Raw genomic sequence first — 22069 nt, forward strand, 5'->3', positions numbered from 1 at the left:
TTTTTATATTTCAAAATCCAAACAAGCGCGGCTTGCAGTATAAGGACGAACCTTGCTGTCAGCTACGGCTACATGCTCCGGATGTTTTGAGTAGCCTTTGAGAGTTTCTTCGTTCTCGAAGGTTGAGTCCAGCATGAGGTCGGCGGTGGAAGAGGCGAGGCGGCCGCTGGTGATTACTTTGATATCTACGAGGCCTGGGACTTTTCCCTTGAGGCCTTCGAGACCTTCTTTGATTCCGGCTTTTACTGATTCTTTTTCAGAATCGCTCATTTCTTTTAATGTCCATAAGATGATGTGCTTTACCATTTTTTTTGTCCTCTTTTTATATCAGTTTAAATCATATTACAGCCGGATTTTCTTTCTTCCGGATGTGCTACTTCAAAGCCGCAGTTGGCTTCCATGTTGAGTTCGCGGAGCTCTTTTACTCCATCAATATAGAGCTGATAGTTGATGCCTGTAGATTCGTATCCGCAGCCAACATCATAATCATCCCCCAATGATTCGCGTACAATCTGCTCGCGCTGTTCACGGGTTGTGTCTTTAATCAAAATGCTTGCCATAGTGTTCCCTTTTGAAAACATTTTATCACGAAATGAGAGTTTATACAGTGCTTTGTGTTAAAATCTCAGCTTGAATTAAAAGGAGTCGGACAAAGGAATCTGTCCTGATGTATATAAAAATCCGTTTGCAAGAATTGCCTGTGAGTAAGGTCCGATTGCTGCCGGTGCTGATTTTGTTTCGATTGTTTTCATAGTAGGTCTCCTGACATTTTACCTATAAATAAGATAGGAATATAATACAAATAAGGGAGCTGACAGTCAATTAAAATAATTCTGATAAAATACACAACAAAAATTTTTGCTTATCTGTTATAATAATACGAGAGGCAAAAATGATAAATTATAAAAAAGCTGATTTGAACGAACTTGACGAAATTATAAGATGCCGCATGGAATTTATCCGCGAAGATATGGGAGCTCAAACTCCGGAAATGGAAGCGGTAATTCAAGCACAGCTTCAGGAATATCTTAAAAATCATCTGAACCGCGATTGTTTTGTTTTTGCGGCGGAGGAAGATGGAAAAATCATTTCAATTGCTTTTTTACTGATTCAGGAAAAACCTGCGAATCCTCGATTTCCTCATGGCCGTGTCGGAAATATTATGAACGTATACACGGTTGCTGAAAAACGCCGCCAGGGAATTGCCGGCAATGTAATCAAACAGATTATGGATTTTTGTAAGATGCAAAATCTTGATTTTCTCGAACTCAAGGCTGCTCCAATGGGTTATCCCCTGTATAAAAAACTTGGCTTTGAAGATGCCTGCAGCCGTTGTAAAGAAATGGAGTATCATTGGGAGTAATAAATGATAGAAAGTAAACGAGTAAAAATATATCCTGCAAATAAAGAACAAATGGAAAATCAGATAGCTTCAGAAAATGATCCAGAATTAAAGAAGGCTTATAAAGAAATGCTTCAGGGGTGCATTGACCACCCGGATTTGTGGGACTGGTATGCAATGTGGATTATCGAAAATGAGAATGGAAACAATATCGGTAACTTATGCTATAAAGGCTTAGAGGCTGATAAGAATCCGGAAATTGGTTATGGCATTTTTGATGAATTTCAAGGAAGAGGGTATGCAACAGAGGCTGCAAGTCTTGCAATAAAATGGGCCTTTAATCATCCAGAAGTGAAGGCAGTAGAAGCGGAAACTGATTTTACCAATACTGCCTCACAGAAGGTTTTAGAAAAATGTGGCTTCAAAGCTACTGGCACTATGGGAGAAGAAGGGCCTAGATATATTTTGTATAGAGAGAAATTGAATAAGAATGAGAGGCAAAAATGATTAAAGGCATACACCATATTTCAATGAAATGCGGAACAGCTGAAGAACTAACTAACGTTCGCAAGTTTTATATAGATATTCTTGGCTTAAAAATTATACGCGAGTGGGCAGAAGGTATGATGATTGATACTGGCAATGGCCTGCTCGAGATTTTCACTAATGCTGATGGAACTCACTGCCTTGGCGCAATCCGTCATATGGCACTTCTTACTGATGATGTTGATGAAATTGCGGCGAAGGTTAAGGCTGCCGGTTACGATCTTTTTATTGAACCGAATGACAAAGATATTCCTTCTGATCCTGTATACCCAATCCGCATGGCTTTCTGCTACGGCCCGCTTGGAGAGCAGGTTGAGTTTTATATGGAGCGATAAAATGCCCGCCTAATTGCCGAGGCATGGAATAACAGGGGGTAAAATATGTTAAAAGATTACGAAATAGATAAACCAATTCTTGAAAATGCTATTCCATTTTACGAAAAACTTGGAATGAAGCATGCAGATGAAGTTATGAAATATAATCACATCGACTGGACTGAGTGGACAGTAAAGTAAGAATGGCAAATATAATTACCGGCAGCAGAATCTTATTCAGCATCTCGCTTCTTTTCTTTCCAACTTTCTCGTCTGCGTTTTATGTATTGTATCTGGCAGCTGGAATTACTGATATGATTGATGGAACTGTTGCACGGAAGACAGGAAAAGCAAGTGAGTTTGGCGCACGACTGGATTCTATCGCCGATATCATATTTGTTTTTGTATGCCTTATAAAACTGATTCCGGTTATATGCATTCCAATCTGGCTTTATGTCTGGATTGGAATTATTGCACTTATCAAAATCATCAATATTGTTTCTGGCTTAATCATGCAGAAACGATTTGTCCTGCTTCATACAATCACGAACAAGGTAACAGGTCTGCTGCTTTTTGTATTGCCGCTGACTGTGCCTTTTATGGATTTAAAATATACCGCTATTCCTGTTTGCGTAGTTGCAACTTTTGCGGCAATTCAGGAAGGGCATTTTATAAAAACTAATAGATTTTGAGAGGATTTAAATATGATTCGAAAGGCAGAGAAAAAAGATTTGGCACGTATCGCAGAGATACAGATATTTAATTACAGAATGTATTTCTATCCAATATTTAAAAGCGATGAATATTATTTTGGTGAATTGCAAGTTCCATCGCTCATGAAAAATTATGAAACTCAGCTTGATAGTTTGTATGTTTATGATGACGGTGTTGTCAAAGGATTTATAAAAGTTGAAGATACATATATTGCAAGACTTTTTGTTGAACCTGTTCTTCAGAATGCCGGCATTGGTACCTGTTTGCTGGATTACGCTGTGAAGGAATTCAATGCTGATTATCTTTGGGCACTGGAAAGAAACACAAGCGCCATACGATTTTATGAAAGAAATGGTTTTATCGCAACAGGAGAAAAGAAACTGGAAGAAGGTACAACTGAATACCTTGTACTATTAAAAAGAGGAGTTAATAAAGTATGAAAGAAATTATTAAAATCAATGAAGACACCTGGCGTATTGAAGATGAAGGAGTCAGATTTTATTTGTTTTGTGGAAGCGAGAAAGCGGCTCTAATTGATACTGGTATGAATAGTCCTGATGCAAAACAGATTGCAGAAGGGCTTACAAATCTTCCTCTCATTTTGATAAACACTCATGCGGATCCTGATCATATTTCGGGCAACAGTGCATTTGGTGAATTTTATATGAATCCAAATGAAGAAGAAAATCTTCATGCTCATAATGGACAGGGTAAGATTCTTCCGATTCACGAAGGTGATGTTATTGATCTTGGTGACAGGGAGCTTTTGATTATCGACCTCCCTGGACATACTCCTGGCAGCGTTGGAATCATCGATAAAAAGAACCATATTCTCATCAGCGGTGACAGCATTCAGGACGGTAAAATCTTTATGTTTGGACCAGCGCGAAATCTAAATCAATATATTGAAAGCCTCAAGCATCTTTCTAAATACGAAGATTTGTTCGATGAGATTTATCCAATGCACGGAACTTTTCCTGTTCATAAAGATCTGATTCCTAAGCTGATTCAGGGAGCACAATCCATTGTGGATGGAAAGGCTCAGGAATATGCAAAACCTGTAAACGTGTTTGGCAATGAAGTGACTTTGTATAAATTTGATTATGCTGGCTTCTTGTGTCAGTAAAAAAAACATATTGACAATCATCTATGTATTATTTATAGTTCCTCACATAGACAATTATCTATATGAGGAAGGCTATGAAAGAATCAGAAATCGCTGTTATTTGCAAAGCTCTGGGTGATGAAAATCGTGTTCAGATTATAAAAATGCTGACAGGCGGTGAATTGTGTGCATGTAAAATTCTTGATGCATTTAATATCACGCAGCCAACACTTTCTCATCACATGAAAATTTTAACTGACTGCAATCTTGTGAATTCCCGAAAAGAAGGGAAGTGGACATATTATTCGATAAACAACGAAACCTTCTTAAATTTCAAAAATGCTCTTTCTGAGTTTACCTGTAAAACTTCATCAAAGAAAAAAACTGCCGGCCAGTGCTGCTGCTATAAGGACTAGTTATATGGGAGCTTTTATTCAGAATCAGATACTTGGAATGCTGTGGCTTAAAGCTCTTACTGGGAAAATGCTGACAGCTTTTGGGCTTGATATAGAAAGCCGCATTGGTGGAAGCGTTCACTTTTTCTTTTATGATGTGATTAAAATTACCCTTCTGCTTTTTGTGCTGATTTTTATAATCTCATATATTCAGTCGTTTTTTCCACCGGAACGAAGTAAGAAAATCCTTTCGCGCTGTAAAGGCTTTCCTGCACGGGTGATTGCGGCTCTTTTGGGAACTGTAACATCTTTTTGTTCCTGTTCTTCAATTCCGCTTTTTATGGGATTCACTACGGCGGGGCTTCCTCTTGGAGTAACTTTCAGTTTTTTGATTTCTTCCCCAATGGTTGATTTTGCGTCGCTGATTCTTTTGACCAGTATCTTTGGCTGGAAGATTGCGATTGCTTATGTTGTACTCGGTCTTGTTGTTGCAATTGCAGGTGGAACTATAATCGAGCATCTCCATATGGAAGATCAGGTTGAAGTGTTACTTACTCCTGTAAAATGCTGCTGCTCATGTTCAAAAGCAAAAACAACTCAGAAACAGAGACTCGTGTTATCAATGCATTCTGTTACTGATACTCTCAAAAAAGTTTTCCCTTATATTCTTCTGAGTGTTGCTGTGGGCGCTGTAATTCACAACTGGATTCCTGAGAATTGGATTATCAATACACTTGGTGTGAAAAATCCGCTTGGAGTAATTCTTGCGGTGTTTGCCGGCATTCCAATGTATTCAGATATTTTTGGATGTATTTCAATTTCTGAAAGTTTGCTGGCAAAGGGTGCGCTCTTGGGAGTTGTACTCAGCTTTATGATGGCAGTAACGACTTTGAGTTTGCCTTCACTGATTATGTTGAAAAAAGTGATTAAAACAAAGCTGCTGGTAGTTTTTGTTTCAATCTGTGTGGCAGGAATTATTCTTGTCGGATATTTTTTCAATGCTTTTCAGGCATTGTTTTTGAATTAAATAAATTGTTAATATAAAGAAAAAAGAAAAGGTTGAATAAATTATTATAGAGGAACGCAATGAATTTTAATCCAAGCGAAGAAGAAATCAATTTTGTAAATGACGCGCTGCGAAAGTTCAATGAAGAAAAGGTTGGACCGGATAATCATGTTCTTTTGAATATTGTTGAATATGATGAAAACAAAAATGTAATTGCCGGAATCCTTGGCGGTACTTATTGGGGCTGGATGCATATTGATATTCTCTGGGTTGATGAGAAATATCGTAAGCAGGGGCTTGGATCAAAACTGCTCGAGGCCGCAGAATCAGAAGCAAAAAAACGAGGCTGTCATTCTGTTCATGTTGATACCATGTCCTGGCAGGCTCCTGAGTTCTATAAAAAGCACGGTTACAAAATCATTGGTGAACTGAACGACATTCCGGATGGAAACAAGAAGTTTCATTTGATCAAAGATTTATAATTAAACAATAATTCCGCCATGGAAGTGTAATTCGTAAATCTTTGTTTCCAGATAGAAGATATCTTCGTAGCCCTGGAACCATTCGAAATCTCCGTTGGTCTGGCAGTGGTAGGTGTAGTCGCCCTGCCGGAAAATGTCTGGACCGCGGTAAGGCTTATCAGCCGGAACTTCAAAAAGTGCCGCCTTGAGGAAATCTCCAGAGAATGGCTCGCCTGTTACACGGCCATAGTAATTCATAGACCACAGCGGTTTACCGTTGCGCCAGACAGCTTCTTCGCCGGCAAAGTCTTTTCCACCAAGATAAGTATCTATGTATAAAAGTTCGCCTGCCGGAGTTTTTTCTTCATATTTCAAATCGTGTGAAGCAGGGCGGCTAGGGGCAACTTCGGCTCCGTGTCCCGCGTAGGTTTTCTGCTTTGCTTTAATAAGGAAACTGATGAGTTCTGTGCGGTCGGTTTTATCTTCACTCTCCGTCAACGGAATATTGCAGTCATCATCATTTTTTACTATGCGGTCAATCGGAATATGATAAAGATTACTCAAAGCAATAAGGCCGTCGAGCTCAGGTATGGCAAGTCCGTTTTCCCATTTGCTTACAGTCTGGCGAGCAATGTGCAGTTTATCTGCCAGTTCTTCCTGCGAATATCCGTTTTGTTTTCTGAGTAAGATGAGCTTTTCACCTAAAATCATATTCACCTCGTTGGTTATAAGGTAACACAGAAAAAGGTTTATTTACACCGCTTTCTGAATGCAAAAATGTAACGGCGAAGTGACAAAAATTGTGATTCGAGTTTAGTTATTTGTTATAATAAAATCTGTTTGGATATAGGTGAATAGCATGAACATTAAATCCTTTTGGAAAGCTGTGATTTCGCAGAACAGAGCAGAGTTACCGTCATATTTTATTGAGGATGCTTCAATTTTTTGGCATTGTACAAACGAACAGTTTAGTGTTGAAGAATATGTAAAAGTGAATTGCGATTATCCTGGAAAGTGGGAAGGTGAAATTGAGCGTTTGGTTGAAAATAAAGATGAAGTAATTTTAGCCGGACATGTTTATTCATCAGATAAAAAAATATCCTGCCATGTTGTGAGCTTTATAAAATTGGTGAATGACAAAATCTCCAGACTGGATGAATACTGGGCAGATGATGGAGAAGCTCCAGATTGGAGACGTAAAATGAATCTTGGAAAGCCCTTTAAGGCATGACCGTCGACGTATTCTATTAGATTATTTTTTGATTCGCACATAATAGTGCTCGTCATCTTCTTTTACGATGCGGCCACCGTTCTTCTGCATTACCTTTAGAGAGGCTGGATTGTCGCGGTTTACACGAAGATAGAATTCATCTTCTGGAACTATTGTTCGGGCAACTTCCAGTGTGAGAGCGAGGCCTCTAGTCCCGTAGCCTTTGCCACGGTATTCCTTTTTAATAAACTGCCCGATGTGTCCGCCGCCTTCTCGCAGCGCATCATTCAGATAATGACGGATTCTGAACTGGCCGACGATTGTGTCATCTTCCCATAAAAACAAAAAAGTTTCTGGTACCATCCAGTCTGGCAGGTTTTCACCGCGGGAGAATCTGAGCATATCCGGTAAAGCCTTGTTTTCAAAATCATCATGCGATATTCCAGACCAGGCATTTGTAAGCCCGTTTTCGTCTTCCGGCATATCGCGCACAAAAGCCCATTCTTTTTCGATATCTTCAAGGTTTGCTTTTTTTACATATAACATTTTGTACCCCTCTAGCAGTATTTTATTTATGAACATTTTACCATATTTATTCAGAGTATTAAAACTATGATTATATGATATAATAATTCTAATACTAGTCTACATGGTAGACTAAGAGGAAAAAAGTTATGAGTACACCTAATCAAGTTTGGAATAATTATTTGAAGTCTCTTGGAGAAGACCCCGTAAAGACAGAAAAAGCCTTTCCGATAGTAGATCATTTTTGTGATGAAAAAGAACAGACAGATAACCTTTATAATTTAGTAATTCAAGGAATAAAACGAGCAACTACAGCAAGTGTAAAAATTTGTGAGTACTATAATGAAGATTTTTCAAAACCTGGGGATTACTGGATACTAACAAATTTTGATGAGACTGAATGTTGCGTATTGCAGACTGTAAAATCAACAATCAAAAAATTTAATCAAATTACTGAAGAAGACGCATATATCGAAGGTGAAGGTGATAAAACTTTGAAATACTGGCGGGAAGTTCATAAGTCTTTTTTCGAAGAAGAATATAAAAGTCTTGGCTGGAAATTTTCTGAAGACATAGAAGTTGTCTTTGAAGAGTTCAAAGTTGTATATGTTGATACTGTAGCTTAACGGGAAGAATAATGAATTACATAATCGAAACAGAACGTTTAAAATTACGCGAGCTCACTTTGGATGATACAGAAAAGCTTGCACTTGTGCTTTCGGATCCACAATCTATGAGATTTTATCCGCATCCTTTTTCCAGGGAAGAAGTTGAGAACTGGATTAAATGGAATATCGACAATTACAAAAAATACGGCTTTGGACTTTGGGCTGTGCTTGAAAAAGAATCAGACGAATTCATCGGCGACTGTGGAATCACCATGCAGCAGGTGGAAGATAATTTATTCCCCGAGATTGGATATCACTTAAGAAAAGAATTTCGCGGCAAAGGTTATGCTACCGAAGCTGCCCGTGCCTGTTCAGATTTTGCAAAGAGCAGGGGAATCAAACAGATTATTTCCTACATGAAGTCCAACAATCTTCCGTCCCGCCATGTTGCCGAACGAAATGGTATGACCTATGTAAAATCTTTTACCAAGACTGTAATGGGAAAAGTTGTAGAAGACGAAGTTCTTTATATGAAAACATTATAGGCGGCTTAGAATGGAAAACTGGGATGATAAGTTTGACTATTTAAAACTGACACGCTCTCTTTATCTGAATATTGACTATCTTCAGTTTCTTATTGAAAAGGTCTGGAAGATTACGAAGAAAGTTGATGTGATAGATTTTGGCTGTGGTTACGGATATCTTGGGCTAGTGCTGATGTCATTGCTACCGAACGGTAGTTCCTACACTGGAGTTGATATTTCTGAAAAACTAATCAATAAAGGAAAAGAGATTTTTAAGGAACTCCCGTTTAATCATAAGTTTATTCTTTCATCAGTAAACAACGTTCCAGAAAAAGATGATACTTTTGACATCGCAATTTGTAATAGCGTTCTGATGCACATTCCTGAGCCAGATGCTGTGCTGGCAGAAATGAAACGCATCACAAAAAATGACGGTATGATTATTACCTGCGAATCAAACTGGAATGCGGTAAACGCCCTTCTTTATATCGATGGCATTAAAAAAAGTAAAATCACAGACCTTGGTTTTCTGCAAATCCTGTTTGAACGCATTCATGAAAAAACAAAAACAGATGGAAATATCGGAATGAAAATGCCTGTCATCATGGCACGGAATAATATCAAAAATATTCAGGCCCGCATCAGTGACAGCGTTCGGATTATTCTCGCAGATGAAAAAAAAGAAGATCAGGATTCTATTTACACCTCATTACAATCTGATGGTTTTGGAGAAGAACTTAGCGATGAACAAAAATCAAAGAAAATTAATTGGTTTATGGAACTCGGATTTTCGGAAGAAGAAGCAACCAAATATCTTGAAAAAGAAATCAAACTGAACGAAATCTTCAGAAACCGCGACGAGTTGAATCTGGTTTATGCTGCTGCCATGACTTTCTGTTTTGGCTATGTAAGGAAGTGAAATGGTAGTAGAAAAATATAATCCAAAGTGGGTAGAGCAGTTTCAGACTCTCAAAGAGTTTTTAGAGAAAAATGCCACTGAATATATTTCCATCGAACATGTCGGAAGCACATCGATTCCAGGGATGAATGCAAAGCCAATTATTGATATAGATGTGGTTGTTGAAGATGCGGCTCAGTTCCTCAAACTAAAAGAAGAACTTGAAAAAATCGGTTACGTCCATGAAGGAGACCGTGGTATCTCTGGTCGTGAAGCTTTTGATAATGAAAACGTTGCAATCAAAATCGATCATCATTTATATGTTTGTGTTAAGGATAATGCCGAGCTGAAAAGACATCTCAAATTCAGAGACAAGCTTCGATCATCACCTGAACTTGTAAATGAATATAATAAAATCAAAGAAGAGATTCTTTCTAAAGTCGGAACTGACAACAGAGCAGGTTATGTCCAGATGAAAGAAGAAGAATATAAGTGGTTCTTCGAAAAAGTATTATCTTAAAAAAGGGGTTGAAAATGACAAACAAGATAGAAATAGTTTCATTACCGAAAGAGCAGTGGAAGGGAACTCCAATTCCCCTCGTAACAAAATCTGATTCTTATTATGATCTGGAAATTTCGCCTTTTGAAAATGACGGCTGTAATATTCGACTGGTGAAAAAGAGTTTTGAAAAGACAGTTGTTCATACTCCAGAAGAATATGATTTTCCGGATGGTCTGTATCAGGATCATTGGGAAAAGGCAGAAGCTTATGGCGTAGTAGGCGATAATGGCCAAATGCTTGCCTGCATAGAAGTATGCCCTGAAGAATGGTCAAACAGATTGATGGTTACAGAGCTCTGGATTACAGAAGAGCTTCGCGGACAGGGGCTTGGAAAACGTCTGATGGACAAAGCAAAAGAAGTTGCCGTGGCACAAGGCCGCCGTGCAATCATTCTGGAAACTCAATCGTGCAACACAAACGCGATCGGCTTTTATCTTCATCAGGGCTTTGAACTCATCGGCTTTGATACCTGCTGCTATACAAACGCTGACATCGACCGCAAGGAAGTAAGAATAAATCTGGGATATTTTTTCCACCGCGAAGCTAAGAGGCGATAAATGAAAATCATAAATCTTGTAGAAAATGAATCAGGCGATAGCGGCTGCGAAGCTGCTCACGGACTTTCATTTTATGTTGAAACTGAAAATCATAAGTTTCTCTTTGACTCAAGCCCAAGCGAGGTATTGATTCGTAATGCAAAGACGCTTGGCGTAGATTTGACTGCTGTTGATACAGTGATTTTGAGTCACGGGCATTATGATCATTCGGGTGGGATCCTGCCGTTTGTGGAGTTGAACCCACAGGCAAAGATTTACATGCAACATAATGCCGGCGGAGAATATTATGCCTTCGACGGACAAGACAAGGGCTTCCGTTATATCGGAATTGATAAAAAGATTCTCTCTCTGCCTCAGGTTCAGTTTTTGAAAGGTGATACAAAAATTGATGACGAGCTTCAAGTTTTCACTGTTGATCAGCGGGCTTATCCTCTTCCTTCTACAAACAAGCGCCTTCGTGAGCTGTGCAACGATCAGTATATCCAGGATGAATTCCACCACGAACAGAATCTGCTTTTGACAGCGGGCGGAAAGAAAATTCTTTTCTGCGGTTGTGCACATAACGGCATTTTGAATGTGATGGAAACGCTTGAACGAAAGTTTGGCCCGGCCTCACTCCCAGACCTGGTAATCGGCGGCTTCCATCTTATGAAGCGCACCGAGTTCTCCGAGGCCGACACCGCCGAAGTCACAGAAATCGCAAATCGCCTGAAATCATATAAAGCCCACTTTGCAACCTGCCACTGCACCGGCCTTCCTGTTTTCAATCAGATGAAAGAAATTATGGGCGACCAGTTGACTTATGTGCGGTCTGGGGATGAAGTTATTGTTGAGTAAAGAAAAGAAATGATAATCCAGACAGGACAGCGAACGGACATTCCGGCTTTTTATTCTCAGTGGCTTTTGAACCGGCTAAAAGAAGGTTATGTGATGGTTAGAAATCCGTTTTATCCTTCGTCGGTTTCACGCTATGAACTGAATCCTCAGATTGTTGATTTGATTACTTTTTGTACTAAGAATCCTCTGCCGGTTTTAAAAAATCAGGAACTCTGGAATGAACTTTCGAAATATAACCAGTGGTGGTATGTTTCGCTCACGCCGTATGGAAAAGAGATTGAACCGAACGTGCCGGAAAAGGCCGCCGTCGCAGATGGCATTATTGAACTTGGAAAACGACTTGGACCAGAAAAAGTCGGCTGGCGTTATGATCCGATTTTTATCTCCAAAAAATATTCAGTTCCATATCATCTTAAGGCATTCGAAAATATTGCGCGCAGGCTTTGTGGCTCAACGAAGACTGCTGTAATCAGCTTTATAGATTTGTATCCAAAGGTGAAACGTAATTTTCCCGAAGCCCGGGAGGTAACGCAGGAGGAGAGGCTTACTCTTGGAAAAGCCTTTGTTGAAATTGCCACTAAATATGGAATGACCTTGCGTCCTTGTGCCGAAGGAAAAGAACTCGAACATTTTGGTGCAGATTGTTCCGGCTGTCAAACTGTAGCAGTCCTCGAAAAAGCTGTTGGTAAAAAACTTAAAGTTCCCAAAAAGAATTCCGCACGTAAAGAATGTGCCTGTTTCTTAAACGGAGATATCGGAGCTTATAATTCCTGCGCTCATCTGTGCCGCTACTGTTATGCAAATGCAGATTCCAGACTTGTCCTTGAAAATATGAAATTACACAATCCTGCTTCTCCGCTGCTAATCGGTGAGCTGAATCCTGATGATAAGATTTTTAATACTATGCAGAAAAGCTGGATTATGGAATAATTAAGAATCCTATGAAAACAAAATATTGCAGACTGTGTTCCAGCCTCATTATTGAATATCAGCACATACCCATGGTGGATGCCACTGTTATTTGTCTTAGCAGGCGCTTCAACCTTTTATGCATTTGGAAAGAGAACAGCAAAAAAGTATATTATTGAACGAGTCCTAAAGCTTTATATTCCATTTAATGTGGCACTTATTCTTGTAATTCCTGTTCAAACATATCTGGCAGATATTTATTTCAATAATTATTCCGGCAACTATTTTGAACACTTTAAGGAGTTTTTTGTTTTTACAGATTTTACCGGTTATGATGGCCATTTTACTCCCGCTCATACCTGGTTTATCCTGTATCTTTTCCTGATCTCTCTTATTACACTGCCACTTTTAAAATTGGCCTATTCCAAAAACTTTGATTTAAAGACTTCCAGATTTATGATTCTTAAACTCCTTCTTATTGGGGTAGTACTTTATTTTATTAAACCAATTGGTAGTCTGGGTGGAAAAAGCATTGTAGAATTTATGGCGTGGTTTTTAACAGGTTTCTTTGTTTTCTCAGATGAAACTTTCCAGGAAAAAACAGCTTCCTGGTCTATCGTAACATTTCCAATCTTTGCAATACTTTTAATTGCACGATGCGTAATGTATAAAATACAGTTTTTCGGACCTTATTGGGATGTATTAACATACATTTTTACCTGGAGTGGAATACTCTCATTATTTGGCCTTGGAAAAAAGTTCTTAAACTTTAACAGTGCTTTTACAAAGTATTTCTCACAGGCGTCATATCCTCTTTATATTCTTCATCAATCAGTAATAGTAATTCTGGGATTCTTCGCCGCAAAATATGTAATGATTCCATATATTCTTCAGTACATATTATTAGTTCTTATTTCCTTTGCTATAACAGTTGGTCTTTTCGAAATCTTCCGAAGAAACAAAATCACAAGTTTTCTTTTGGGAATGAAAAGTTTGAAAATTAAAACACCATCTGCACCAGCAGCATGTAAAGCACAGTTCCAATGACCACGCTGAAAATTGCATTTCGTTTCCAGAGATATGAAGCGATTACGACAGACATGGCAATCAGTTCTGGAATTGTATGTGGTGCCTGAACTACAGAGACATCTTTAAAACAATAGACAATCAAAAGTCCCATTGCGGTATAAGGAACAACTTTCCCGAGATACATAATGTATTTCGGGATTGTTTCATTCCGCCCAAAAATCAGAACAGGAAGAATTCTTGTGGCAAGCGGTTTTTCTATCGAATTTTTTCATCGCTCCATAATAGCAGTTATTCCCCCTCCTTGTAACCACTTTCTTATCTCTTTATAATTGACTTTATGAACACAAATCAGTTTGCACGAACCAGGCTTACATTCGGAAAAGACAATATGGAAAAACTCTACAATGCCCGTGTTATTGTTTTTGGCATAGGTGGGGTAGGAAGTTATGTTGTTGAGGCTCTGGTTCGTTCCGGGATTGGTGCAATTGATATTGTTGATGATGATAAAATCTGTCTTTCGAATTTGAACCGCCAGCTTTTTGCGCTGCAGTCTACAATTGGCAAAGACAAGGTTGATGTTGCTGAAGAACGTATTCATGATATAAATCCGGACTGTAAGGTTACAAAATGGAAGACCTTCTACATGCCCGACACTGCCGATCAGTTTGATTTTTCTCAGTATGATTATATTGTTGATTGTATTGATACTGTGACTGGTAAGCTTGAAATCATCACCCGTGCGAAGGCGCTTAAAAAGCCGGTTATCAGCTGCATGGGTGCTGGAAATAAGGTTGACCCGACTAAGCTCAAGGTTGCAGATATTACCCGTACATCAGTTTGTCCGCTTGCCCGTGTTATGAGAAACGAACTTAAGAAGCGACGCATCAAACGGCTCAAGGTTGTGTTCTCAACTGAAACTGCGATTCCTCCGCAAGCCGATGAAACTGATCCTGATTTTGAAGACACTTCCGGAGTTACACCAGACCGCAAGGGAACTCCCAAAAAACAGACTCCCGGCAGCAATGCCTTTGTGCCTTCGGTTGCAGGAATGATTATTGCAGCAGAGGTTGTAAAGGACCTTACTCAGTTTCATATGACGGATTTATTTAAAGATTAGATTTCTATTGATTTTAACGAGTAACCAGTTCGTAACTTTTTTCTGTTAGTTCACACAGCTTTTCAAAATCAGTAACCGCGGTGAGCAGAATTGTAATCCAGTATTTCTTATTCATATGCCAGGCTGGAAAGATTGATTTGTGGTCTACAAGATTCGGGATTGAATCCTGATTGGCTTTCATGTTTACAACCCAGACATAGTCGTCGCCTGTGAGACCGAGCTGGCGGTATTTAATTCTCATCACAAGTGCGAACCATTTTTCATTCGGACAACGGAAGACAAAAGAGTAGGGCGCATCATCCGGCCACGGGTAATCAGGCTCTGCTCCAAATTTTGATTTAATCCAGGCGATGAAATCATCTTTCAAATCATTTGTCTCAAAACATTTTGACTTGATATCGTCTATGATTTTCTGAACTTCTTCGCGCAAGGAAGCTACAAAAGCGCCGTGAGAAGGCATATCAAAAAGCGCATATTTTTCTCCGGTCGCTGAATCAAAAAGTTGGACGGTGAGTGTCTGTTCGGAAAGTGACAGAGAAATCTCAGCATTAAAAGCGCCGTTGGAAACAGGCATCTGCATCACATAATTGTTGTCATCGCTTGTTGTAAAACCAGCCGCTTTCAGAGAATCTTTGTTGATTTTTGCCGAACGAAAAATATAGCTGTAGTCCATTTAATCCTTAATCTTCACGCAACATTCAAAAACGCAACGGTCGCTTTCTTTGATGTGGATATAAATCTTGCCGTGAACTTCCGGATCCTCTTTTTTGTAAACCTTAAGAATCTGACCTTCTTTACTTTCACCGGTATAGTGAACTTCGAGGTCTGTGATTTCGTGCGACTGCAAAAAATCATCTGAGAACACACAAAGTGCAAGTTTGATATATTCAATATTATTCATGTGATGAGACATATCAATCTGAGAAGAACGAATCTGCTGCTCAAAGACAAACTCATCATCAGAAAAATCAGAAGGGAAACGTTCGAAAGGCTCGTTATAAACTGCCTCAGGAAAATTCTCTTTTGGATATGGGAGATTTGTGATTTTGAGCGGACGATGATTTTCAAGGCTCAAAACGCAGGCTTCCTGATTTGCAACAAGAAGTGTTTTTCCGTTTTTATCTACGAACTGTGTATTAACGTGAGTTCGCATTCCAAGGTTATCAATAGGGAAGGTGCGGGCTGTAATGCTTTCACGCCAGTCGGGGCGGCGTTCAAAATGAACTTTTGTTTTTGTGAATACCCAGAAGGCATTGAACTTTTCGCGGTAGATTACACCGTCGCAATCCATCGCATTAAAACTCTCAGTAAGATTATCCTGTACAAGTAAAACAGACTGAGCCACTCCCATCTTTACAGATGAATCAATAAACGCAGAAGAAATCTCCCGCTCAGTTTCAAAAATTAAGCTATTATTCATAGATGTAATTGTAATCTTTTTTTGAAAAACATGAAATATCAAGGAGAATTCCATAAAAAGTCTAAAGCATTGATTTTTTCAGAATAATCTTCATAATAGTGCGATATGAAACTCAAAGGCTTTTACTCATCACTTGTGGCTATCGCAATTCCAATTTCTCTTCAGGCTCTTTTGCAGAACTTTGTAAACATGCTCGACACTGTTATGATCGGGCGGCTTGGAAGTGTTGAAATTGCAGCGGTAGGGCTGGGCAATCAAATCTTTTTTATTCTCAATATGATTCTTTTCGGAATCACATCAGGCGGCGGTGTTTTTATTGCTCAGTTCTGGGGAAAGAAAGATATTAAAGGAATCAGAAAGTCATTAGGTTTGATGACTTTGATTTCACTTTTTGTTGCTGTTGTTTTTACAATTCTTGGACTTTTTATTCCGTACAAGCTGATTGGAATTTATTCTCCGGATCCTGAGGTTGTAAAAGTTGGCGGTGAATACCTTCGTCTGGTGTGTTTGTCTTACGTTCCTACGGCAATCAGTTTTTCTTTAACGCTGGCCATGAGAAGTACTGAGCGCGTAAAACTACCGCTTGTTTGTACTTCTGTTTCTTTGTTAACTAATGCTGGGGCAAATTATGTTTTGATTTTTATTGCACATCTGGGTGTAAAGGGTGCTGCGATTGCAACTGTGTTTGCCCGCATTGTTGAACTTATAATTCTTGTAAGCTGGTCATATTCTCATAAATATGAAATTAGTGGTAAGCTTCGCGAACTATTGAGCTTTGACTGGTCTTTTGTTTTCAAATATATAAAGATTGCCTTTCCGGTTATTATCAATGAAACTTTCTGGGGACTAGGAACTTCTGTTTACAACGGAATCTACGCTCATGCCGGAACTGATGCTTTTACAGCCTACAGTATTACGGGAACTATCAGCCAGCTCACATGGGTATTCTGTATGGGCTTTGGAAACGGAATGGGTGTTCTGATTGGAAAACGAATCGGCGAAAAGAAACTGGACGAAGCCCGTGCGTATGCTTTGCGTTCAATGTGGTTTATGCCTTTGATTGGGGCGGCCGTTGGAATCTTCCTGTTGCCACTTTCTAAATTACTGCCGTTCCTCTTCAATGTTGAACCTGAAATAATTAAGATGGCAACCCAGATTCTTATGATTTTGATTCTGCTTTATCCTTTCAATTCTTTCTGTATGGACTGGATTGTCGGTGTGTGCAGAGCCGGCGGAGATACTGTTTTTTCTGCAGCCGGTGAGCTGATTGTTTTATGGGGTGTTGCGATTCCTTTAGGATATGTCGCTGCCTTTGTACTCCATCTCCCAGCTCCAATGATATTCTTATTCCTCTCAAGCGAATCGATTGTAAAGGCGATTGTTGGTGTAATCAGAATATTGAGTGGAAAGTGGCTGCATGAAGTAACCTGATTAAGGCAGATTTTAAGATATAAGTTTACGTTCAAAAGTTTACAGATGTGATATAATCAGATATATATGAAAAAACAAAACCTTCCACAGCAAACACATTTTATTGGAGTTCTTACACCAGAGGACATTACTCTTACACTTGAAGACTGCCGCCGTTATATGAACGAAGCTTATGGTTGCCGTTCCGGACACCTGACTCCGATTCATGTCACTTTGATTCCGCCATTCAGATTGCCAGAAGAATATTCAACAGAGGACCTTGCTAAAGCAATAGAGCAGGATGTATTACCGGCCGGCTTAAGCTTCACCGCTAAGATAAATAACTTCGATGCATTTGGAGACAGAACTCTCTTTGCAAAAGTTGAAAAGGATGATAAATGGACAGCCTTGCGTGATGAAGTTTATTCTGCAGTAATCAAAGCTGCACCTGGCTGTACAAAGAAGGATCAGCGTCCGTTTACTCCTCATCTTACTGTCAGCAATCGTGATATTCCTGCAGGCGTTACAAAAGACGCAATCGAAGTGATGAATGAATTGAATCTTGTTGAAAACTTTCCTGTAAATAACATCACAATTTTTGAGAGAAAGGACAGCCGCTGGGAAGCTGCAGTGTCGCTGGAGATTTAGAGATAAAAGTGTAGGGGTATAGAAAATGACATTTGATGGTTCTCAGAAAATCATAGGCAAAGGTGCACAGGCAGAGGTTCTTCTGTACCATGGATTTGCTTACAAAGTTTATAATCAGTCTTATCCAGCAGAATGGATTGCATTTGAAAAACAGCAGCAGCAGGCAGTGAATAAGTCTGGTCTCTGTCCGGTAAAATATTACGACACAGATGATTCACATATCATCAAGATGGATTTAGTCGAAGGAGATCAGCTGGAGAAATCAGTTCCTAAAGCTCCTGAAGAGGGCTTTAAGCTACTTGCAAAAGCGTTCCGTTTTGTTCACGAAGCAGATGCAAGCGATACCACAATTCCGCCTCTTAGTGCAACAGCAGGGCTTATGTTATCTGATGAAGAAAAATCAGAAGTACTTCCGGCCATCGAACGTCTGTCTCAAAAATATAAAAGCTGCATCTGCCATCTGGATATGCATTTTCTGAATATCATGATTCCAAATGATACGGCCCTGGTCGCCGATAAAATCAATTACACCATCATAGATTGGATGAACACAAGAATCGCCCCTCCGGTTTTTGACTACGCCCGAACTTATGTGATTTTTAATGAGTTTGCAAAAGAAGCTCTGGAGTTCTACAAAGCTGCTGTCTGGCCGGATGTTCAGGCGCTTGGAATTTCAGAAGAAGATTTCTTTGAAGCTGTGAAGGTTTGTACTGTCCTGCGTAGTAAAGAATAATATTTTAAAGTTTTTTGATATATAAATGGGTTCGGTCTATTTTTGGGTGTAACCTTAATTGGGGTTCAGCACGCAAATAGTGTTACGTAAATGGGGGTCAGACCAAATGTTAACAGATTTATAATTACTTTACTTACTATAATGTATATTCTGTCTACTTATAATAATGTTTTTTTGAGGGATAACTGTATATCCGTAAGCGTCAATTTTCCGCCCTATTAGGCTATTAAGACCGTTGAAACATCAGATTTTTGAATCAATTTGATATTCCAAGGAAGAAGTTCTGACCAGTTTGAATCAGTCCAGTCTGTTGTATCTGCGGCTAATTCAAAGATTGAAGAAAGATATTCTTCAGGTTTGATACCATGTATTTTAGCACATTCTATGAGAGAAAACAATAGGCATGTTGACCTAGAGCCGTCTTCTGATGCAGAAAACAGGAAGTTTTTTCTTGATAAAACATACGGACGGATTGAGCGTTCACTGACAGAGTTATCCAGATAAATCTCAGGGCAATCAAGATAATTCATCAGATGAGGCCATGCATCTATTGCGTACTTAAGAGCTTTTCCAAACTTAAATGAAGCCGGAACTTTAGGCTGAGTCTTAATCATCCAGTCATAGAATTCATCCATAATCGGCTTAATAATTTCCCGACGTTTTACAACAAACTCTGCATCCGAAAGATTCTTCTCTCTCAATAGATTCTCTTCATGATACATCTGCTGAATGTATTTTATAGCCTTGGCAGAGCCCTTGGATTTCCCGTTGAGTAATGCGTCATAAAACTTTCTGCGTATATGTGCAGCACAAGCGATATGAATAATTTTGTCTTTCGGATAAAGAAGTTCATGTTCTTTTAGTGCAGCTTCATATCCGGGATATTCATCAGTCTGAAGCCATCCTTTGAATCCGTTGATGAAAGGCCTGATGTATTTCGGACTCCGGCTTTCAAAATAGCGGTAAACAACAACCTTTTTGTTTTTCGGTCCACCATGAGCTAGCCAGATGTAGGATTTCTTGCGATCCTTATTACCGTTCTCGTAATTCAGAATCCTGCAGGTTGTTTCATCCATGTTCAGGACTTTTCCGGTTTTTAAATGCTTCATAAGCACATTTTCCAGAGGTTTTATCTTCTCATAAACCTCAAGCTGCCATTTATCCATCGTAGCCCTTGAAATATCGATTCCTTTTCTTTCGAAGTTCTGGGCTTGTCTGTAATACGGCATATGATTGCAGTATTTGTTGATAAAAATGTAACTCAGAAGCCCTGGTGTTGCTATTGATTTTGGAATGATATTCTTTGCGGCAGGAGCCTGACGGAATACAGGATGATCTTCATCTCCGCTGCCTTCACATTTTCTGCAGGCATAAACCGGATAGATATGCTGTTCTACATAAATCCTTTCAGGGATGATGTTTACTCTTTCAGTTACTTTCTCCCCTACTTTTACAAGCTTTGCTCCGCAGCCACAGATTTTCTCTGATTCAGGAATATCATGATAAATCGGGATTCTTTCATAATTTTCATCAATCTTTTTACGGCCGCACTTACGTCTCTTATATGCCTTTACGAGGACGTTTTCTTCTTTCAATTCTTCAAGTTCTTCATTTGTAAGAAGTTCATTCTCTGGAAAATCATCAAGGTCATCAAATAACGGAAGCCACTGTTCGAATAATTTTTCAGAATGACTGCCGAAACGATATGACATCTGAGTTCTCAGTCGTTCTTCAAGCCCGAGAATTTTTAAATCTTTTGAATTATTGTCAGATTTGAGGCTTTTTATTTCTTCATCTTTTTGTTTCAGCTCTTCTTTCTGCTGATTTATTGTGAATAATTGTAATGTGATTTTTTCATCTTTAGAGGAAAGTAACTTGTCCTTTAAAACAAGCTGCTGCTGCATTGATTCAATCTCAATCTTTGCAGCAGCCAATTCTGTGAGTGCTTCCTGTATTGTCACTTCCCTTTTCATGTTTTAAATGTTAACAGATTTTAAAACTTTTAAAAAGAGGGTGTATCAACTGGTTGTACCGCAACGGGCTTGACCCGTTGTCGGCTACGAACCTTTGTTATGGCAAAAATATATCGCATACAGTATTAGATTTCTTAATTTCTTTTTTCGTTAAGAATTATTCTGTATTTTTTTGAAGCTACGCTTCTATTATTATATTTTTTCTAGCGGCGTAAAGCCGCGTACTACTGTTTCCTTATGCTCCCCTAAAGTTCTCTTTCTATAATTATTTTACCACTAAAAAATTACTCTCCAGCTTTTATCGAGTAATACTTGGCTGTATAATTCAGATTATCCCACTTTCTAGTATTTTGTTTAGCGTATTTATATTCAAATCCAAGTGATTCGCATAGTCTTTGTGATTTCTTATTTTCTTCAAAGCAACTGTAAATAAACTCTTTTCCACCGAGTTCTTCAAAAATCATTTTTAAGAGGAGCTGCATTGCCTGTTTTCCAAAACCTTTTCCCTGATACTTACTGGCAATACAGATTCCAGTATCTTCAAAAATACAATCACCTGTGTCTACAGCTCCAAGAAAACCAATAACTTCATCAGTTTCTTCAAGGCAAATATAAAATGCAAGATTTGATTTTTGATATTCAATAGTTTTTTGTAATCTGATTTTTGCTTCTTCTATGTTCTCTACTGGTTTCCAAAGCATAAATTTTGCAAGTTCTTTATCTTGCCAGATATTATTCCACATAGAGTCCAAATCTTCTGATCTTGCTTTTCTTAGGATGATTTTTTCCATTAATTTATAAATTCCACTTAACAAAAAAATTTTTTACAAAAAGCAGGCCAGTGGCCTGTCGTCATAACAATTGCTTAAACGGTGGCGCGGCTTGACCGCGACATCCGCTTTGAAGCTTTGAAAATCATTAAGGCCCCAGTTTTATCATGCTAAGATAGATAAGTCCATCAGGGCACAATATCCTAATTAATTCGACAGGGGGACCTTAATGAGATTCTATAAGAACCAGCATCAATTTTACATTGGAATCGACCTTCACGCAAGAACGATGTACATCTGTGTTATCAACAACATCGGGGAAACTGTATTCCACAAAAACATGGAATGTTCCAGAGATAATCTGGAGCTTGTGACCAATACTTTTGGAAAGGACATTGTTGTTGGAGTGGAATGCATTTTTACCTGGTACTGGGTTGCAGATTTTTGTGCGGAGCA

General features: G+C 38.9%; 32 protein-coding genes and 2 pseudogenes. 24 read left to right on the plus strand and 10 right to left on the minus strand.

The window, feature by feature from the left end; all coding sequences use genetic code 11:
* Positions 1-3: 3 nt before the first annotated feature.
* The 3 genes and pseudogenes from BM161_RS04525 to BM161_RS04535 form a co-directional block, all read right to left on the minus strand.
* Positions 4-306 carry a Dabb family protein gene (locus tag BM161_RS04525; protein ID WP_074930756.1) on the minus strand — a complete coding sequence of 101 codons (303 nt, stop codon included), beginning with the start codon at positions 304-306 and terminating at the stop codon, positions 4-6.
* Between the two features lie 26 nt (positions 307-332).
* On the minus strand, positions 333-560 hold the full coding sequence (locus BM161_RS04530) for a hypothetical protein (RefSeq protein ID WP_074930758.1): 228 nt from the start codon (positions 558-560) through the stop codon (positions 333-335).
* 90 nt (positions 561-650) lie between these two features.
* Positions 651-752, minus strand: a pseudogene (locus tag BM161_RS04535) (Rid family hydrolase); the annotation flags it as partial.
* Between the two features lie 140 nt (positions 753-892).
* Here BM161_RS04535 and BM161_RS04540 point away from each other — a divergent pair.
* The 10 genes from BM161_RS04540 to BM161_RS04585 all read left to right on the plus strand — a co-directional run bounded on the left by BM161_RS04540 (position 893) and on the right by BM161_RS04585 (position 5904).
* Positions 893-1363, plus strand: coding sequence for a GNAT family N-acetyltransferase (locus BM161_RS04540; protein WP_074930760.1), 471 nt, complete (start codon positions 893-895; stop codon positions 1361-1363).
* 3 nt (positions 1364-1366) lie between these two features.
* Complete coding sequence (locus BM161_RS04545; protein ID WP_074930762.1) at positions 1367-1849, plus strand: GNAT family N-acetyltransferase; 483 nt, start codon at positions 1367-1369, stop codon at positions 1847-1849.
* Complete coding sequence (locus BM161_RS04550; RefSeq protein ID WP_074930763.1) at positions 1846-2223, plus strand: VOC family protein; 378 nt, start codon at positions 1846-1848, stop codon at positions 2221-2223. Before BM161_RS04545 ends, BM161_RS04550 begins: the two co-directional genes overlap by 4 nt.
* Positions 2224-2268: 45 nt before the next feature.
* Positions 2269-2403, plus strand: a complete 135-nt coding sequence (locus tag BM161_RS14515) for a hypothetical protein (protein ID WP_280521786.1) — start codon at positions 2269-2271, stop codon at positions 2401-2403.
* A 2-nt stretch (positions 2404-2405) separates the two neighbouring features.
* A complete protein-coding gene (locus BM161_RS04560) occupies positions 2406-2894 on the plus strand; it encodes a CDP-alcohol phosphatidyltransferase family protein (protein WP_074930765.1) in 489 nt (162 codons plus the stop codon).
* Between the two features lie 12 nt (positions 2895-2906).
* Positions 2907-3356 (plus strand): GNAT family N-acetyltransferase, encoded by a 450-nt coding sequence (locus BM161_RS04565; protein ID WP_074930766.1) that lies wholly within the window; start codon positions 2907-2909, stop codon positions 3354-3356.
* Positions 3353-4042, plus strand: a complete 690-nt coding sequence (locus BM161_RS04570; RefSeq protein WP_074930768.1) for an MBL fold metallo-hydrolase — start codon at positions 3353-3355, stop codon at positions 4040-4042. Before BM161_RS04565 ends, BM161_RS04570 begins: the two co-directional genes overlap by 4 nt.
* A gap of 74 nt (positions 4043-4116) precedes the next feature.
* Positions 4117-4437, plus strand: a complete 321-nt coding sequence (locus BM161_RS04575) for an ArsR/SmtB family transcription factor (protein ID WP_074930769.1) — start codon at positions 4117-4119, stop codon at positions 4435-4437.
* Positions 4438-4441: 4 nt separating this feature from the next.
* Entirely contained in the window at positions 4442-5443 is a 1002-nt protein-coding gene (locus BM161_RS04580) for a permease (RefSeq protein WP_074930771.1), read from the plus strand.
* A 59-nt stretch (positions 5444-5502) separates the two neighbouring features.
* Complete coding sequence (locus BM161_RS04585) at positions 5503-5904, plus strand: GNAT family N-acetyltransferase (RefSeq protein ID WP_074930773.1); 402 nt, start codon at positions 5503-5505, stop codon at positions 5902-5904.
* Here BM161_RS04585 and BM161_RS04590 read toward each other — a convergent pair whose 3' ends face one another.
* A complete protein-coding gene (locus BM161_RS04590) occupies positions 5905-6594 on the minus strand; it encodes a DUF5680 domain-containing protein (RefSeq protein WP_074930775.1) in 690 nt (229 codons plus the stop codon). It lies immediately after the preceding gene.
* A gap of 148 nt (positions 6595-6742) precedes the next feature.
* On the opposite strand from BM161_RS04590, the gene BM161_RS04595 reads away from it, so the two are divergent.
* Positions 6743-7114: a hypothetical protein gene (locus tag BM161_RS04595; RefSeq protein WP_074930777.1), complete on the plus strand. Its 372-nt coding sequence runs from the start codon at positions 6743-6745 to the stop codon at positions 7112-7114.
* Between the two features lie 21 nt (positions 7115-7135).
* Here BM161_RS04595 and BM161_RS04600 read toward each other — a convergent pair whose 3' ends face one another.
* Positions 7136-7639 (minus strand): GNAT family N-acetyltransferase, encoded by a 504-nt coding sequence (locus tag BM161_RS04600; protein WP_074930778.1) that lies wholly within the window; start codon positions 7637-7639, stop codon positions 7136-7138.
* A 128-nt stretch (positions 7640-7767) separates the two neighbouring features.
* Between BM161_RS04600 and BM161_RS04605 the strand changes: the two genes are divergently transcribed.
* Genes BM161_RS04605 through BM161_RS04640 form a run of 8 tightly spaced genes read left to right on the plus strand, consistent with a single transcriptional unit; the run spans position 7768 to position 13560 of the window.
* The gene (locus BM161_RS04605; protein WP_074930780.1) at positions 7768-8244 is read left to right on the plus strand and encodes an ASCH domain-containing protein; all 477 of its coding nucleotides are present in this window, start codon (positions 7768-7770) and stop codon (positions 8242-8244) included.
* An 11-nt stretch (positions 8245-8255) separates the two neighbouring features.
* Entirely contained in the window at positions 8256-8771 is a 516-nt protein-coding gene (locus BM161_RS04610; protein WP_074930782.1) for a GNAT family N-acetyltransferase, read from the plus strand.
* A gap of 10 nt (positions 8772-8781) precedes the next feature.
* Positions 8782-9669, plus strand: coding sequence for a class I SAM-dependent methyltransferase (locus BM161_RS04615; protein WP_074930784.1), 888 nt, complete (start codon positions 8782-8784; stop codon positions 9667-9669).
* Between the two features lies 1 nt (position 9670).
* Complete coding sequence (locus BM161_RS04620) at positions 9671-10168, plus strand: GrpB family protein (RefSeq protein WP_074930786.1); 498 nt, start codon at positions 9671-9673, stop codon at positions 10166-10168.
* 14 nt (positions 10169-10182) lie between these two features.
* Positions 10183-10767, plus strand: a complete 585-nt coding sequence (locus BM161_RS04625; protein WP_074930787.1) for a GNAT family N-acetyltransferase — start codon at positions 10183-10185, stop codon at positions 10765-10767.
* Positions 10768-11604 carry an MBL fold metallo-hydrolase gene (locus BM161_RS04630; protein WP_074930789.1) on the plus strand — a complete coding sequence of 279 codons (837 nt, stop codon included), beginning with the start codon at positions 10768-10770 and terminating at the stop codon, positions 11602-11604.
* Positions 11605-11613: 9 nt separating this feature from the next.
* On the plus strand, positions 11614-12534 hold the full coding sequence (locus BM161_RS04635) for a DUF1848 domain-containing protein (protein ID WP_074930791.1): 921 nt from the start codon (positions 11614-11616) through the stop codon (positions 12532-12534).
* 51 nt (positions 12535-12585) lie between these two features.
* Positions 12586-13560: an acyltransferase family protein gene (locus tag BM161_RS04640; RefSeq protein WP_280521787.1), complete on the plus strand. Its 975-nt coding sequence runs from the start codon at positions 12586-12588 to the stop codon at positions 13558-13560.
* Here BM161_RS04640 and BM161_RS04645 read toward each other — a convergent pair.
* Positions 13514-13726 carry a branched-chain amino acid transporter permease gene (locus tag BM161_RS04645; RefSeq protein WP_244882684.1) on the minus strand — a complete coding sequence of 71 codons (213 nt, stop codon included), beginning with the start codon at positions 13724-13726 and terminating at the stop codon, positions 13514-13516. The two genes, BM161_RS04640 and BM161_RS04645, sit on opposite strands and share 47 nt — an antisense overlap.
* Before the next feature lie 153 nt (positions 13727-13879).
* Here BM161_RS04645 and BM161_RS04650 point away from each other — a divergent pair, with 153 nt between their 5' ends.
* Positions 13880-14659, plus strand: a complete 780-nt coding sequence (locus tag BM161_RS04650; RefSeq protein WP_074930796.1) for a tRNA threonylcarbamoyladenosine dehydratase — start codon at positions 13880-13882, stop codon at positions 14657-14659.
* A gap of 13 nt (positions 14660-14672) precedes the next feature.
* Here BM161_RS04650 and BM161_RS04655 read toward each other — a convergent pair whose 3' ends face one another.
* Positions 14673-15332 (minus strand): MmcQ/YjbR family DNA-binding protein, encoded by a 660-nt coding sequence (locus BM161_RS04655; protein ID WP_074930798.1) that lies wholly within the window; start codon positions 15330-15332, stop codon positions 14673-14675.
* Positions 15333-16079: an acyl-ACP thioesterase domain-containing protein gene (locus tag BM161_RS04660; protein ID WP_074930835.1), complete on the minus strand. Its 747-nt coding sequence runs from the start codon at positions 16077-16079 to the stop codon at positions 15333-15335.
* Positions 16080-16184: 105 nt separating this feature from the next.
* On the opposite strand from BM161_RS04660, the gene BM161_RS04665 reads away from it, so the two are divergent.
* From BM161_RS04665 to BM161_RS04675, 3 genes are all read left to right on the plus strand, one after another.
* Positions 16185-17510 carry an MATE family efflux transporter gene (locus BM161_RS04665; protein WP_074930800.1) on the plus strand — a complete coding sequence of 442 codons (1326 nt, stop codon included), beginning with the start codon at positions 16185-16187 and terminating at the stop codon, positions 17508-17510.
* 66 nt (positions 17511-17576) lie between these two features.
* Positions 17577-18137 (plus strand): 2'-5' RNA ligase family protein, encoded by a 561-nt coding sequence (locus BM161_RS04670; protein ID WP_074930801.1) that lies wholly within the window; start codon positions 17577-17579, stop codon positions 18135-18137.
* A 25-nt stretch (positions 18138-18162) separates the two neighbouring features.
* A complete protein-coding gene (locus BM161_RS04675; protein ID WP_074930803.1) occupies positions 18163-18870 on the plus strand; it encodes an aminoglycoside phosphotransferase family protein in 708 nt (235 codons plus the stop codon).
* 218 nt (positions 18871-19088) lie between these two features.
* Here the strand turns inward: BM161_RS04675 and tnpC are convergent, their stop codons facing one another.
* The gene (gene tnpC / locus BM161_RS04680) at positions 19089-20843 is read right to left on the minus strand and encodes an IS66 family transposase (RefSeq protein WP_083425672.1); all 1755 of its coding nucleotides are present in this window, start codon (positions 20841-20843) and stop codon (positions 19089-19091) included.
* Between the two features lie 284 nt (positions 20844-21127).
* Positions 21128-21634: a GNAT family N-acetyltransferase gene (locus BM161_RS04685; RefSeq protein WP_074930806.1), complete on the minus strand. Its 507-nt coding sequence runs from the start codon at positions 21632-21634 to the stop codon at positions 21128-21130.
* 208 nt (positions 21635-21842) lie between these two features.
* On the opposite strand from BM161_RS04685, the pseudogene BM161_RS04690 reads away from it, so the two are divergent.
* A pseudogene (locus tag BM161_RS04690) lies at positions 21843-22069 on the plus strand (IS110 family transposase); the annotation flags it as partial.

This window comes from Treponema bryantii, from assembly GCF_900113965.1.
GTDB lineage: Bacteria > Spirochaetota > Spirochaetia > Treponematales > Treponemataceae > Treponema_D > Treponema_D bryantii_A.